Origin of the sequence: Candidatus Dechloromonas phosphoritropha (genome assembly GCA_016722705.1) — a bacterium.
Classification (GTDB): Bacteria; Pseudomonadota; Gammaproteobacteria; order Burkholderiales; family Rhodocyclaceae; genus Azonexus; species Azonexus phosphoritrophus.
This window is the reverse complement of sequence record JADKGN010000004.1, coordinates 1,599,879-1,613,069: the sequence shown is the minus strand read 5'-3', so window position 1 is coordinate 1,613,069 and position 13,191 is coordinate 1,599,879. Positions and strand designations below refer to the sequence as shown.

Below are 13,191 nucleotides of genomic sequence, written 5' to 3'. Positions count from 1 at the left end.
GATGAAGCCCGCTCTCCAGCTAAAGCTTTCGCAGCATCTGGCGCTTACCCCCCAGTTGCAGCAGTCGATCAAGCTCCTGCAGTTGTCGACGATCGAGATGCACCAGGAAATCGAAAATTACCTGCTCGAAAACCCGATGCTGGAACGCGATGACGATGGCGGCAACGAGTCGTTCGTATCGGCCCAGCAATTCGATGCGCCGCGCAGTGACGCGGAGAAACGCGCCGATCATGATGAACGCGACGAGCGCGATGCGCGGGACGACCGCGAGATGGCTGCCCCAGGCGCGCCGCCGGACGTCGATGATGACCGCTGGAATTCGGATGCTGGCACGTTTACCGGAGCCGGTCGCGATGACGACGATGACGGCGATGCCCAGGACATTCACGGCAGCACTCCCAGCCTGCGTGATCACCTGACCTGGCAGATGGGTGTCATGCAACTCAGCGAGCGCGACCGCAGTCTCGTGCGTTTCCTGATCGAAGCGCTCGACGACGACGGCTATCTGGCTACACCGCTCGCCGAACTTCTCGAAAGCCTTCCACCGGAGCACGAGATCGAGCTGGAAGATCTGGAAATCGCCCTTTGCCATATCCAGAGTTTTGAACCCACAGGCATCGGCGCGCGCAGTCCGCGGGAGTGTCTCGCGCTGCAACTCAAGGCTCTCCCGAAATCAAGCGCGCGGCAACTGGCGCTGGACATCGTCGAGAAGCATCTTGAACTCCTGGCGGCCCGCGACTTCGCCAGAATCCGGCGCCTAACCGATTGCACCGAGCAGGCGCTAAAGGATGCCCACGCGCTGATCGTCAGCCTTGATCCACGACCGGGATCGCGCTTCGCGCAGATCGAGGCCCGTTACATTACCCCCGATGTCATCGTCAAGAAGCTGAGGGACAAATGGACCGCTTACATCAACCCGGATGCCTACCCGCGGCTGCGCATCAATCGCCTTTACGCCGAGGTACTGGCGCGGCAGCGGCGCGGCAACGGCAATCTGAGCGGCCAGTTGCAGGAGGCGCGCTGGCTGATAAAAAATGTGCAGCAGCGCTTCGAGACCATTCACCGGGTAACACAGGCCATCGTCGATCGCCAGCGGCAGTTTTTCGAACATGGCGAAGTGGCTATGCGTCCGCTGGTCCTGCGCGAGATCGCCGACATTCTCGGTCTGCACGAATCGACCGTGTCGCGGGTGACCAACCAGAAGTACATGGCGACCCCACGCGGAATCTTCGAACTGAAATATTTCTTCGGCAGTCACGTGTCCACCGATAGCGGAGGCGCGTGCTCCGCCACCGCCATTCGCGCGCTGATCAAGCAGCTGGTCGGCGCCGAAGACGGCAAGAAACCCTTGTCGGATAGCCAATTATCCGAAATACTAGGCCAGCAGGGCATTGTTGTGGCCCGTCGTACGGTGGCAAAATACCGTGAGTCGCTCAATATCCCGCCGGTCAATTTACGCAAGACCCTGTAGCAAGAGGAGAAATAAATGAATCTGCAAATCGCTGGTCATCACATTGAAGTTACGCCGGCATTGCGACTGTACGTCGAGAACAAGCTGGATCCCGTCATTCGCCATTTTGACAAGGTCACTGGCGTGAATGTGATTCTGTCGGTTGAAAAGCTGAAGCAAAAAGCCGAGGTCACCGTGCATGTGCCGGGCAAGGACATGCATGTGGAGGAATCCGGGGAAGACCTCTATGCCGCCATCGACGCCCTGTTCGACAAGCTGGACCGCCAGGTTCAGAAATACAAGCAAAAGGTTCAGGACCACCATCGGGGCGACAAGCCAACCCACGAAGTGGCTGGCTGAGTTTTTAACGACCGCTGCGATTTCGCCGCGGTCTTGTCTTTGGTGAAATGATGAATCCACTGAACAATATCCTGCCCGCCGGGCAGGTGCTTCTCGACCTCGAGTCGAGCAGCAAGAAGCGCGTTTTTGAGCAGGTCGGCATGGTTTTCGAAAGCAATCTCGGACTTTCCCGTGCTGTCGTTTTCGACAGTCTGTTCGCTCGGGAGAAGCTCGGTTCCACCGGCCTTGGGCAGGGAGTGGCCATTCCCCACGGCCGTATCAAGGGCCTGAAACAGGCAGCCGGAGCGTTCGTACGGCTAAAGACTCCCGTTCCCTTCGATGCACCGGATGGGCGTGCAGTCAATCTGCTATTTTTCCTGCTCGTTCCGGAGCAGGCGACCGAGCACCATCTGGAAATTCTCTCCGAACTGGCCCAACGCTTCGCCGAAAGGCCGTTCCGCGATGCCTTGGCCGCGGCGCCGGACCCGGCCGCCGTCATCGCCCTCTTCCAGAACTAGTCTCCGGTGCTTCGTCACATCAGTCTGGTTCAGCTTTACGAGGACAATCGCGAAAAGCTGCTGCTGAACTGGGTGATCGGTCAGCGCGTCGACCGGCGGATCGAGATCAAGGCTTCCAGCAACTATGGCGCCGACGTCGTAGGTCATATCAACATCATCCACCCCGAGCGTCTCCAGGTCATGGGCCAGGGAGAATACGATTGGGCCATGCGCATCGGCGAGCGTCGCTTCGCCCATCTGTTTCACGAGTTGCTGCTGGCGAAGCCGCCGGCTGTACTCGTCGCCGACGGTCTGACGGCCCCGGAGGTGCTGATCGAGGCTTGCAAGGCTTCCGATACCCCGGTCATCCTGTCGCCGAAGCCATGTTCCGCCGTCATCGACTTGTTGCGCATTTATCTTTCGGCACGCCTCGCCGACACGGTCAACCTGCATGGGGTCTTCATGGACGTATTCGGCATGGGTGTGCTGATTACCGGGGATTCCGGCGTCGGCAAGTCGGAACTGGCGCTCGAACTGATTTCGCGGGGCCATGGCCTGGTCGCCGACGACGTCGTCGAGATGGGCCGCATCGCGCCGGCGACGGTCGAGGGCCGCTGCCCCGGCATGCTCCGCGACTTCCTCGAAGTGCGCGGCCTCGGACTGCTCAATATCCGGACCATATTCGGCGAGACGGCGTCCCGTCGCAAGATGAAGCTCAAGCTGATCGTCCATCTCCAAAAGTCCGTCAGTGGCGCCGACGCCCCGCGCCTGCCGCTGGATGCCCAGACGCAGGAAGTCCTCGGCGTCCCGATTCGCACCGTCGTCATTCCGGTCGCGGCCGGGCGCAACCTCGCGGTGCTGCTCGAAGCGGCGGTGCGCAATACCATCCTGCACTTGCGCGGGATCGACAGCATGCAGGACTTCATCGACCGCCAGCAACGCATGATGCTTGACGAAGAAGGTTGATTGCCTTGCTGATCGCAGCCTTAGCCGCATCCTTCGTGCATGCCGCCGACGACTACGCGGCCAGAGCCGCCGACAAAAGGCTGGCGGGCGCGGCCAAGGACAGTTTCATGAAGAAGTGCGTGGCTGACGCTCACGCAGCCAACTGATTTCGCTGTCGTTTCCGGCGTCGACCGCAACGGCCACCCTCGGGTGGCCGTTAATGAATTCGCGCTTTCCTAGAGATGTTCGAATTCGGCGCAATCGGCCTTGGGATCTTGGCCCGATGTGCCAAAACATAAGCGGCCACTGCCCTTAAGTTCGATTTCCCCGCGCCGGACCAGGATCTCCTTCTCTGTGCCCAGGCTGACATAGCTTCCGTTGGTGCTGCTATCAATGTAAAAGTAACTGTCTGTCCGCAGTTCGATGCGGCCATGGGTCCGCGAGGCTTTGTGGTCGATAATCAGCAGCTTGTTGCCCGGGCTGCGTCCCAGAGTCAGCAAGGGAGACTTCTCGTCGAGCAGGAACGCATTTCCACGGTAACGGATGCACAGGCGATCGACGTCGGCAAGAAGCTGGCTGGGTGTCGGATCCATGATCAAACCATGTTCCGGATGCTGTTCGTCGTGGGTCTGCCAATCCACTTCGGAAAGATCGAAACTCTTGTCGCCCTCGTTGAGACGCCCCAGATCCGCCATCACTCGGCTGAGGATGGCACTGCGCTTCGGAAGTTCACGGATCAACGGCGAACTGGCGACGATCTGGTCAATGCGTGCCAGCCCGGCAATGTTTCTGGCGCCGGTAACCGCCTTGTTTTTCGCGACGGTAACGATCTTCTCGCTCGGGATGCCACCGCCCCAGTCGATCACCCCGAAATGCAGGCCGATGCGGATGGTGAGCTTGAGTCCGGAAACCGGGGGTAGCTTGGATACGCGCAATTGCATGTTGATGGCCGCCCGACAGGCGTCTTCCGCCGATTCGAAAGCGGCCACAAGTTCGCCGCCCGAGATCTTTAACGTCTGACCGCGGTAGCCCGCAATCGAGCGTTCCATGCGTTTCACGCACCGTTCGACGGCGTAGGCGGCTTCGGTGTCTCCGATGCGCTGGAAAAGACGGGCGCTTCCCGATACGTCGGCGAACATGGCAAACACTTTGCTTTGCGCTTTACTCATCGAAGACAGGATCAATTTCAAAGGCTCGATTATCGCATTATGAGGCGGAGTCGAACAGGGAAGATCAGGAAGGAAGGCATTGCTCGCCGGGTGTGCCATTTTGGAAATCTCCTTTGGTGACTATGGCTGACAGTATCGAGCCTGACCTGGATTCCGGCATGTTAAGTAATTCACGAGTCTTTGAATTTCCGATCAATTCGGGCGGATCGAAGGCGATATCGCCCTCCTCCACCGGTGTCGCCAGAGTGAGGCCGCGGAAATCGAATTGCGCATTGTCGGCCAGATGCGACGGCAGGATGTTCTGCATGGCCGTAAACACCGACTCGGTACGTCCGGGGTAGCGACGATCCCAATCCTCCATCATTTCGCGGATCTTCTGGCGCTGCAAGTTGCCCTGCGAACCGCAGAGGTTGCAGGGAATGATTGGGTACTCCATGCCGCGCGCGAAGCGCGCGATATCCTTCTCCGAGCAATAGGCGAGCGGCCGGATCACGACATGCGCCCCGTCATCGGTGACCAACTTGGGCGGCATCGCTTTCAGCTTGCCGCCGAACAGCATGTTGAGGAACAGTGTGTGCACCATGTCATCCCGGTGATGACCAAGCGCGATCTTGTTCGCACCGAGTTCCTTCGCGGTCCGGTAGATGATCCCGCGGCGCAGTCGCGAGCACAGCGAGCAGGTGGTTTTGCCTGCGGGGATCTTTTCCTTGACGATCGAATAGGTATCGGCCTCGACGATCCGGTAATCGATTCCCAGACCGGCCAGATAGCGCGGCAGGACTTCGGCCGGAAAGCCCGGCTGCTTCTGGTCGAGATTCATGGCGATCAGCCGGAATCCCACGGGCGCCCGCTTCTGCATGGCGAGCAGCATGTCGAGAAGGGTGTATGAGTCCTTGCCGCCGGAGATGCAGACCAGAATGGTGTCGCCGTCCTCGATCATGTTGTAGTCGATGATGGCTTTGCCGACGCGACCTTCAAGAAATTTTCTCAGTTTCTGCAGGGTATTCGAGATTTCCATGGCGGACCTTGTTGAGCCTTCTGCGGTCGACCGCAGAAAAAGGGCGAAGTTTACCCCGATACGCCCGGAATCTTCGGGCAATCGTCTTCATTGCCGGCTAAAATCGGCGCCTTTCCGGAACATCGATGAACCTCCCGTCGCCTTCCCCCGAAGCCTCTGCCCACTCCAGGGAACTGGTCACCGCAATTAGCCGCGAAATAGCCACGCGGGGTGGCTGGATCCCGTTCGTACGCTTCATGGAACTGGCGCTCTACGCGCCGGGCCTTGGCTATTACTCGGCGGGGGCGCGGAAATTCGGGGCGGCCGGCGATTTCGTCACCGCGCCCGAGATGAGCGGATTCTTCGGGCGCACGCTGGCACGCCAAGTCGCTCAGGTGATGGAAGTTTCGCAGCCGCTGCTGCTCGAAGTCGGCGCTGGCTCCGGGCGGCTGGCGGCTGACTTGCTGCTCGAACTCGAGGCGCTCGGAAGGCTGCCGGAGCGTTATGGAATCCTCGATCTGTCCGCCGACCTGCGCGAGCGCCAGCAGGCGACGCTGGCGTCCGCCGCACCGCATCTGCTGTCCCGCGTGCATTGGCTGGACCGTCTTCCGGAAGCTTTCTCGGGAGTCGTCGTGGCCAATGAACTGCTCGACGCGATGCCAGCCCATGTCGTTGCCTGGCGGGAAGATGGCGTCTTTGAGCGCGGTGTCTGTTTGGTCGAGACGGGCGGTTTCGCCTGGCACGAGCGACCGGCGACGGGCGCCCTTCTGGCGGCTGCCGGAGAGATCGGTGCCCAGTGCACCCTGCCGCCGGGTTACGAGAGCGAGATCGGCCTCGCGGCGCGCGCCTGGGTTGCTGAATGGGGCTGTCGCCTGCGCTGCGGCGCGCTGCTGCTGATCGACTACGGATTTCCGCGCCGCGAGTTCTACCATCAGCAGCGGGGGCGCGGAACCCTGATGTGTCATTACCGACATCATTCGCATCCCGATCCATTTTTTCTTCCAGGATTGCAGGACGTCACGGTCCACGTCGATTTCACGGCAATCATTGCCGCCGCCGATTCCAGCGGACTCGATTTGCTCGGGTACACCAGCCAGGGCCGGTTCCTGCTCAACTGCGGCATCCTCGACCTGCTGGCCAGGGAGCAGCCGGGAACTTCCGAATACATCCGCGCCAGCGGTGCCATCAACAAAATGTTGATGCCGCACGAGATGGGTGAGCTGTTCAAGGTCATTGCCATCGGCCGCGGCATCGCCCGTCCGTTGCTCGGGTTTGCCGCCGGCGACCAGAGCCAGCGCCTGTAATGCTACCTCTTCTCTCCTAGCCACATGATGCGCCGCTATCCATTCTCGTTCATCGTTCTCACCGCACTTGGCGTTCTCTGCGCCATCCCCGGACTGATCAGCATCGTTGGCTTCGGAGCAGTCGTGCATCCCGTTCTCGACGACCCGATGGCGGGACTGGCCTTGATCGTCTCGGCCGCCGCGCTGATCGGGTCGGGAGCTTTTCCGCTGGTGATCGAGAAGCTGAAGGAAGACGACGAGCGCTGAGCTTCAGCGCCGTTGTGGCTTTAGTAATACCTTGAGCGCTACGGCCAGCCCGATGATTCCGTCCTTCTGCTGGACCCAGAAATGATCGGCATGTTCGGGTGACGCGAGCGCTGGCGAGTGGACACCGGTGGCCGGCAGACCCGCGCCGAGATACTGGCTGCCGAACAAACGGTCCCAGATCGGGAACAGGATGGCGAAATTGCATCCGTAACGATATTGCCTGCCGGCGGGCAGATCGACGGCGTGGTGCCAGCGGTGGTAACGGGGGCTGACCAGCAGGCGTTCGCCGAGCCAGCCGAAACTCAGGCGAGCATTCACGTGCGAAAGATTTTCAACGATGCGGATCGCTACCATAAGTCCGATGAACTGGCCGGGTGGCACGCCGATGAACAGCGCGATTACCGAAAACCAGGCGCCGCCGATCAGGTCGTCGAGCAGATGGTTGCGGCTGTCTGTCCACAGCGACATCTGGCGCTGACTGTGGTGGATCGCATGCAGCGCCCACCACCAGCGAAGAGTGTGCGACAGGCGATGGCGCCAGTACTCGGCAAAATCGAGGATGCCCAGATAAACGATGAAACTCGCTAGCGGATATGTTTCCAGCGCCGGAAACAAGTCCTCCAACTGGCGCGGCATAATGTCGTGGAAGCGCAGCCAGCCTTCGAGATTCATGATGAAAGGGCTGAGCAGCGCGAAAACGGCCAGCGGAACGACGCCCAGGCGATCGAGAAAGGTGTAGAGCACATCGACGCGTACCGCCTTGCGATCGGGCCAGTCTTCGATCGGCCGGAAATATTCCAGCGGGCGCAGCAGCAGGTAGGCAACGCTCAACTGGAGCACGCCGTAGAGGAAGAATTCGATACCGTCGAAAGCCGGTTCGACAAGACTGCCCAGCCCCAGTAGCAGCAGGGGTGGCTGGACGACATAATCGAGCAGCCACCCCTGGACCCGCACGAAGATGTCGAGGAAACCCTGGAACATGCTTCCTCAGTCAGCTTTACGGGCCGATGCCAGCGTGGCGAAGCAGAAGCCACGGGCTTCGAGTTTGCCGAGCAATTCATCGAGCGCCGGCGCGAAGGGATCCTTGCGCGACCAGATGCCAAGGTGCGCCATGACGATGTCGCCGTCTTTCAGGTTCTTCAGCGCGCGGTCGACCAACAGCGCGTTTGGATAGGTATCCGACGGCAGTTCGTCGCCAAGGAAGCCGGCCGGTGCCCAGCCGACATGGTGGTAACCGCAGGCTTGCGCCGCCTTCAGCGTCAGCGGCGTCGTGCGTCCGCCGGGGGCGCGCCACAGCGGATCCAGGGCGCGTCCGGTAAGTTCCTTGAAACGGCTGTCGGAGTGGCGGATTTCACTGCAGATGGCATCGCCGTCGAGCTGCACGGCCTTGCCATCCATCAGGCGGTACTGGGTCAGCTTGCCCTCATCCTTGCGAAAACTGCCATGGCGCCAGGTGTGGCTGCCGAACGCGTGACCCTCGGCGACGCGCGCCTGCCAATACGGAGCCCAACTCTGATCGAGCGCATAATCGCCGCGCAGCGTCTTTTCATTGGCGACAAAAAAGCTTGCCTTGGCATGGTGCTTCGCCAGCGTCTCGGCAATCAGTTCGGCATGCCGCATGTTGCCGGTATCGAAAGTCAGATACAGGGTGCCGCTGCACGCAGCGTTTGCCGTGCCGCTTGCAACGGCAATGGCAGCAGCGAGCAGGATGCCCGGTGTGAAGAGGATCGCTTTCATTTGCGCGGCGCGTGGTTCAGGAAAAATACCCCGTGCGGCGAACTGCCGACCGGAATCGAAGTCTTTAGCGTTTTGGTCGTCAGGTCGATGACCTGGACGCGCCGGCCGAAGCGTGCCGTCGCCCACAACTCCTTGCCGTCGGCGCGTACTTCCATATCGTCGGGGCCGCCGGGAACGTCGTACTTTTCGACGACGGTCATGGTTTGGGTATCGAGCAGCGAAATACTGCCGCCGCTAACGGCGCGATTGGAAACGAAGTAGTGACGGCCGTCGCCACGTGGATGCAGGTTATGGGCCGCCGTATCGGTGGGAATCTTCTTGACGGTTTTCTGCGTTCGCCAGTCGATAACCTCGACGTAGCCCTCGCCCATGATCGCGACCAACAGGTAGCGGTTGTCGGGCGACATGACGATCCCGGCCGGCGTCGGGCCGACCGGCATCACCCATTCCTTCTTCAGCGTTTTCAGGTTGATTGCCATCACTTCGTTGGAATCCTGCAGCGTGATGAAGACGTAGTCCCCAGCAGCATCGAACGCCATGTGCGAAGGTGTACGCGGCGCGTGCAAGCGAGCCTTGAGCTTGAAGTCCGCAGAGTCGTAGATATCGACCCGGTCGAGGCGCAGCGAGGTTGCGACGAACAGCTTGCGGTCAGGCGAATAGCCGAGCTGGTAGGGGTCGGAGATGTCGCGGATGCGCCGCTGTTCCTTGCCGGTCAGCGGGTCGAAAAACACCAGCTGATTCGACGCCGAGCAGGCGACGATGAGCGACTTGTCGTCCGGCGTCGGCATCAGGTGATGCGGCTCTTTGCATACCGGCGCCTTGCCGATGACCTTGTAGGTCTCCGTATCGATCAGGCTGATTGTGCCGTCGACAGAATTCAGCGCGATCGCCAGGCCGGGTGGCGCGGCGTTGACGCTGGTCGCGGCGAGAAGCAGGGACAGGCCGGCGCATGCAGCAACGTGACGGACTTGGCGGGGAGTATCGGTCAACATGGGTCAGGCCAGATAATGGGTAGGATCGGAAACCCCGGCGCCGGCAAAGCCTTCGGCACGCAGGCGGCAGGAATCGCAGACGCCGCAGGCATGACCTTTGGCGTCGGCCTGGTAGCAGGAAACAGTCAGGCTGTAATCGACGCCCAGGCTGCTACCGAGGCGAATGATCTCGGCCTTGGAGAGTGCCATCAGCGGTGCGTGAATCGATAGCCTGTTACCTTCGACGCCGGCGCGCGTCGCCAGGTTGGCCATCTTCTCGAAGGCGGCGATGTATTCGGGCCGGCAATCGGGATAGCCCGAGTAGTCCACGGCATTGACGCCGACGAAGATATCGCGGCTACCGAGCACTTCGGCCCATGCGAGCGCCAGCGAGAGCATGATGGTGTTGCGCGCCGGCACGTAGGTGACGGGGATGCCCGGCTGCACGCCGGAAGTCGGCACCGCGATGGTGGTGTCGGTCAACGCCGAACCGCCGAACTGGCTGAGCCCGAAATTGATCGTGCGCTGCTCGCTGGCGCCGCAGGCCTTGGCGACCCGCTCGGCGGCCTGCAGTTCGACGCTGTGGCGCTGGCCGTAATCGAAGGACAGGCAGTAGCAGGCAAAGCCCTGGCTACGCGCGAGGGCGAGACAGGTAGCGGAATCGAGTCCGCCGGAAAGGAGGATCACAGCGGGTTTCATGGTTCGCGAATATACTCTAATTTGGCGGTCGACCGCGTCGGTAGGTACTTGTTCCTGCGCTACAATTCTGGCTTTTGCGACTGTCTCGGGAGAATTTGATGTCACGTCGCCTGACTTCCCTTGCCGCCGCTTTGCTGTTTGCCGGTTCCGTTCACGCTGCCGACAAGATCAAGGTCGGTTTCGTTTCGACGCTTTCCGGGCGGGGTGCTGGGCTCGGCGTCGATATCCGCGACGGCTTCAACCTGGCCATCAAGTAGCTCAACGGCGAGCTGGGCGGCCTGCCGGCCGAGGTCATCGTTGCCGACGATCAGCAGAGTCCCGATATCGCCAAGCAGGCGGCCGACAAGTTCCTGAAAAAGGACAAGGTTGATTTCATGACTGGCATCGTCTTTTCCAACATTACGCTGGCGGTCGGCCCGACCGTTTTCGACAACGAGACCTTCTACATTTCAGCTAACGCCGGGCCTTCGCAACTCGCCGGCGAGCAGTGCAATCCCTTCTTCTTCAATGTCGCCTGGCAGAACGACAACCTGCATGAAACCGTCGGCAAGGTCGTCCAGGAAAAGGGCTACAAGGATGTCATGATCGCCACCCCGAACTATCCGGGCGGCAAGGATGCGGTGTCCGGCTTCAAGCGCTATTACAAGGGCTATATCACCGAAGAGATCTATACCAAGCTCGGCCAGCTCGACTATGCCGCCGAACTGGCGCAGATCCGCTCGCTCAAGCCGGATGCGCTGTTCTACTTCCTACCCGGCGGCATGGGCATCAATTTCGTCAAGCAGTTCGTCAGCGCCGGCCTGTCGCGCGATACCCAGCTCTTCGCCCCCGGCTTTTCGGCCGACGAGGATGTGATCAAGGCGGTCGGCGCGCCGATGATCGGCATCTTCAATTCATCGCACTGGGCGTATGACTTGGACAATCCGGAAAACAAGCGCTTCGTCGCTGAATTTCAGAAGGAATACGGCCGCCTGCCTTCGCTCTATGCTTCGCAGGGCTACGATGCCGCCTTGATGATGGACGGCGCCGTGCGCGACGTGAAGGGCAAGGTCGAGGACAAGGCAGCCCTGCGCAAGGCGCTCAAGTCCAAGCATTTCAAGTCGGTGCGCGGTGACTTCAAGTTCAACACCAACCACTACCCGATCCAGAATTACTACCTGCGTGTCATCGGCAAGGACGCCAGCGGCCGCGTCACCAACAAGACGATGGGCACGATCTTCACCAATCACGCGGACGCCTACGTAGCCGCCTGCCAGATGAAGTGACCCAACTGGTTCTCGAGCAGGCCCTCAACGGCCTGCAGTTCGGTCTCATGCTGTTCCTGCTCGCTGCCGGGTTGACGCTCGTCTTCGGCATCATGGACTGCATCAACTTGGCACATGGCTCGCTCTACATGGTGGGCGCTTACTTCGTCGCTGCCGCAGCGCAGGCTGCTGATTCGTTCTGGATTGGCCTCGCCGTCGGGGTGGCCGGAGCGGCCGTGCTCGGGCTGCTGCTCGATCTGTCGCTGTTCCGTCAGCTTTATAAGCGCGATCACCTGTCGCAGGTTCTCGCCACTTTCGCGCTGATCCTGATCGCCAACGAGGCCGTGCGCATGATCTGGGGCGCCCAGCCGTTGATGCTTAATGCGCCGGAGGCGCTATCCGGGCCGGTCGAGATCGGTGGCTTCTTTTATCGGCTCGATTCGCGGGGCGCTCGTTGGCGCACTGATCGTCGGTACGGTCGACACGCTCGGTCGCGCACTTTTGCCGACGCTGCTGCGTGCCGTACTGCCGGCAGATGCAGCAGCAACACTCGGCCCGGCATTGGCGTCGATCATGATCTACCTGCTGATGGCGTCGATCCTGTTCTTCAAGCCGCAAGGCCTGTTTCCGGCGCGCGCCTGATGGCCTTCTACCGCTCTGCTCCCTATCAGAAACCGGTTGCGCTCGGACTGTTGCTGGCGCTCGTCGCCATGCCCTATGCGCTGAATGCAGCGGGCCAGGAGTTCTACATCGGCTTCGCGACGCGCGTCCTGATCTTTGCGCTGGCCGCCACCAGCCTCAATCTGGTGCTCGGTTTCGGCGGCATGTTCTCGCTCGGTCACGCGACATTTTTCGGCGCCGGCGCCTATGTCGCGGCGTTTTGCATGAGCAATGGAATCAGCGAGGCGCTGATCGCCTTTCCGCTGGCGATGATCCTCGCCGGATTGCTGGCGCTGCTCGTCGGTGCCCTCAGCCTACGCACGCGCGGCGTCTATTTCATCATGATCACGCTGGCCTTTGCCCAGATGATTTATTACCTGTTCATCTCGGCACGCGCCCTCGGTGGTGACGACGGCCTGCCGCTGGCCGGCCGCATGACGCTGGCCGGGTTCAGTCTGAGTGGCGACAGCGCGTTGTTTTACGCAGCGCTCGGCTGTCTGGCGCTGGCCCTGATCTTTCTCAGGCGGTTGGCCGATGCCCGCTTCGGGCACACTATTCAGGCTATTCGCGAGAACGAGTCGCGCATGGAAGGGCTCGGCTATCCGGTGTTTCGCTACCGCCTTGTCTGTTTCGCGCTCGGCGGCGCCCTTGCCGGGCTGGCCGGCGCCCTGCTGGCCAACTTGACCGGACTGGCCAGCCCCAACGTGCTGCAGTGAATGCAGTCGGGCACGCTGCTGGTTATGGTCATCATCGGCGGCGTCGGCTATCTGTATGGCGGCGTGGTCGGCGCCGTCGTGCTGCTGACGCTCGAAGAGGTGCTGGTCGGCTTTACGCCGCACTGGCACATTGGTCTCGGCCTGATGCTGATCGGCATCGTGCTGTTTGCCCCGCGCGGGGTCGCAGCGCTGTTCGGAAAACGCGATGCCTGAGGCG

The 13,191-nt window shown here is 61.0% G+C and carries 13 protein-coding genes and 3 pseudogenes; 10 read left to right on the top strand and 6 right to left on the bottom strand.

What is annotated here, in order from left to right; translation table 11 throughout:
• The first annotated feature begins 1 nt into the window (after window position 1).
• The 5 genes from IPP03_13645 to IPP03_13625 are packed head-to-tail and all read left to right on the top strand — an operon-like array spanning window position 2 to window position 3,398.
• Entirely contained in the window at window positions 2-1,471 is a 1,470-nt protein-coding gene (locus IPP03_13645) for an RNA polymerase factor sigma-54 (GenBank protein ID MBL0353635.1), read from the top strand.
• Between the two features lie 15 nt (window positions 1,472-1,486).
• Window positions 1,487-1,810: a ribosome-associated translation inhibitor RaiA gene (gene raiA / locus IPP03_13640; protein ID MBL0353634.1), complete on the top strand. Its 324-nt coding sequence runs from the start codon at window positions 1,487-1,489 to the stop codon at window positions 1,808-1,810.
• A gap of 50 nt (window positions 1,811-1,860) precedes the next feature.
• A complete protein-coding gene (gene ptsN / locus IPP03_13635) occupies window positions 1,861-2,307 on the top strand; it encodes a PTS IIA-like nitrogen regulatory protein PtsN (protein MBL0353633.1) in 447 nt (148 codons plus the stop codon).
• 6 nt (window positions 2,308-2,313) lie between these two features.
• Window positions 2,314-3,252, top strand: a complete 939-nt coding sequence (locus tag IPP03_13630) for an HPr kinase/phosphorylase (protein MBL0353632.1) — start codon at window positions 2,314-2,316, stop codon at window positions 3,250-3,252.
• Window positions 3,249-3,398, top strand: coding sequence for a hypothetical protein (locus IPP03_13625; protein ID MBL0353631.1), 150 nt, complete (start codon window positions 3,249-3,251; stop codon window positions 3,396-3,398). Before IPP03_13630 ends, IPP03_13625 begins: the two co-directional genes overlap by 4 nt.
• 69 nt (window positions 3,399-3,467) lie before the next feature.
• Here the strand turns inward: IPP03_13625 and IPP03_13620 are convergent, their stop codons facing one another.
• Window positions 3,468-4,370, bottom strand: coding sequence for an adenylate/guanylate cyclase domain-containing protein (locus tag IPP03_13620; GenBank protein MBL0353630.1), 903 nt, complete (start codon window positions 4,368-4,370; stop codon window positions 3,468-3,470).
• Between the two features lie 94 nt (window positions 4,371-4,464).
• On the bottom strand, window positions 4,465-5,418 hold the full coding sequence (ttcA, locus tag IPP03_13615) for a tRNA 2-thiocytidine(32) synthetase TtcA (protein MBL0353629.1): 954 nt from the start codon (window positions 5,416-5,418) through the stop codon (window positions 4,465-4,467).
• A 125-nt stretch (window positions 5,419-5,543) separates the two neighbouring features.
• Here ttcA and IPP03_13610 point away from each other — a divergent pair, with 125 nt between their 5' ends.
• Both IPP03_13610 and IPP03_13605 read left to right on the top strand, forming a co-directional pair.
• Window positions 5,544-6,701 (top strand): SAM-dependent methyltransferase, encoded by a 1,158-nt coding sequence (locus IPP03_13610; GenBank protein ID MBL0353628.1) that lies wholly within the window; start codon window positions 5,544-5,546, stop codon window positions 6,699-6,701.
• A gap of 27 nt (window positions 6,702-6,728) precedes the next feature.
• Window positions 6,729-6,947 (top strand): hypothetical protein, encoded by a 219-nt coding sequence (locus IPP03_13605; GenBank protein MBL0353627.1) that lies wholly within the window; start codon window positions 6,729-6,731, stop codon window positions 6,945-6,947.
• Window positions 6,948-6,950: 3 nt separating this feature from the next.
• On the opposite strand, the gene IPP03_13600 is transcribed toward IPP03_13605, so the two are convergent.
• Genes IPP03_13600 through queC form a run of 4 tightly spaced genes read right to left on the bottom strand, consistent with a single transcriptional unit; the run spans window position 6,951 to window position 10,354 of the window.
• Window positions 6,951-7,928, bottom strand: a complete 978-nt coding sequence (locus IPP03_13600) for a sterol desaturase family protein (protein MBL0353626.1) — start codon at window positions 7,926-7,928, stop codon at window positions 6,951-6,953.
• 6 nt (window positions 7,929-7,934) lie between these two features.
• Complete coding sequence (locus IPP03_13595) at window positions 7,935-8,684, bottom strand: polysaccharide deacetylase family protein (protein ID MBL0353625.1); 750 nt, start codon at window positions 8,682-8,684, stop codon at window positions 7,935-7,937.
• Window positions 8,681-9,676 carry a beta-propeller fold lactonase family protein gene (locus IPP03_13590; GenBank protein ID MBL0353624.1) on the bottom strand — a complete coding sequence of 332 codons (996 nt, stop codon included), beginning with the start codon at window positions 9,674-9,676 and terminating at the stop codon, window positions 8,681-8,683. Before IPP03_13590 ends, IPP03_13595 begins: the two co-directional genes overlap by 4 nt.
• 3 nt (window positions 9,677-9,679) lie before the next feature.
• Window positions 9,680-10,354: a 7-cyano-7-deazaguanine synthase QueC gene (queC, locus tag IPP03_13585; GenBank protein MBL0353623.1), complete on the bottom strand. Its 675-nt coding sequence runs from the start codon at window positions 10,352-10,354 to the stop codon at window positions 9,680-9,682.
• Between the two features lie 98 nt (window positions 10,355-10,452).
• Here queC and IPP03_13580 point away from each other — a divergent pair.
• The 3 pseudogenes from IPP03_13580 to IPP03_13570 all read left to right on the top strand — a co-directional run bounded on the left by IPP03_13580 (window position 10,453) and on the right by IPP03_13570 (window position 13,187).
• Window positions 10,453-11,619: pseudogene (locus IPP03_13580) on the top strand (ABC transporter substrate-binding protein).
• Window positions 11,616-12,240: pseudogene (locus tag IPP03_13575) on the top strand (hypothetical protein). The pseudogenes IPP03_13580 and IPP03_13575 overlap by 4 nt, the downstream one beginning before the upstream one ends.
• Window positions 12,240-13,187 (top strand): annotated as a pseudogene (locus IPP03_13570) (branched-chain amino acid ABC transporter permease). Before IPP03_13575 ends, IPP03_13570 begins: the two co-directional pseudogenes overlap by 1 nt.
• Window positions 13,188-13,191: the final 4 nt, after the last annotated feature.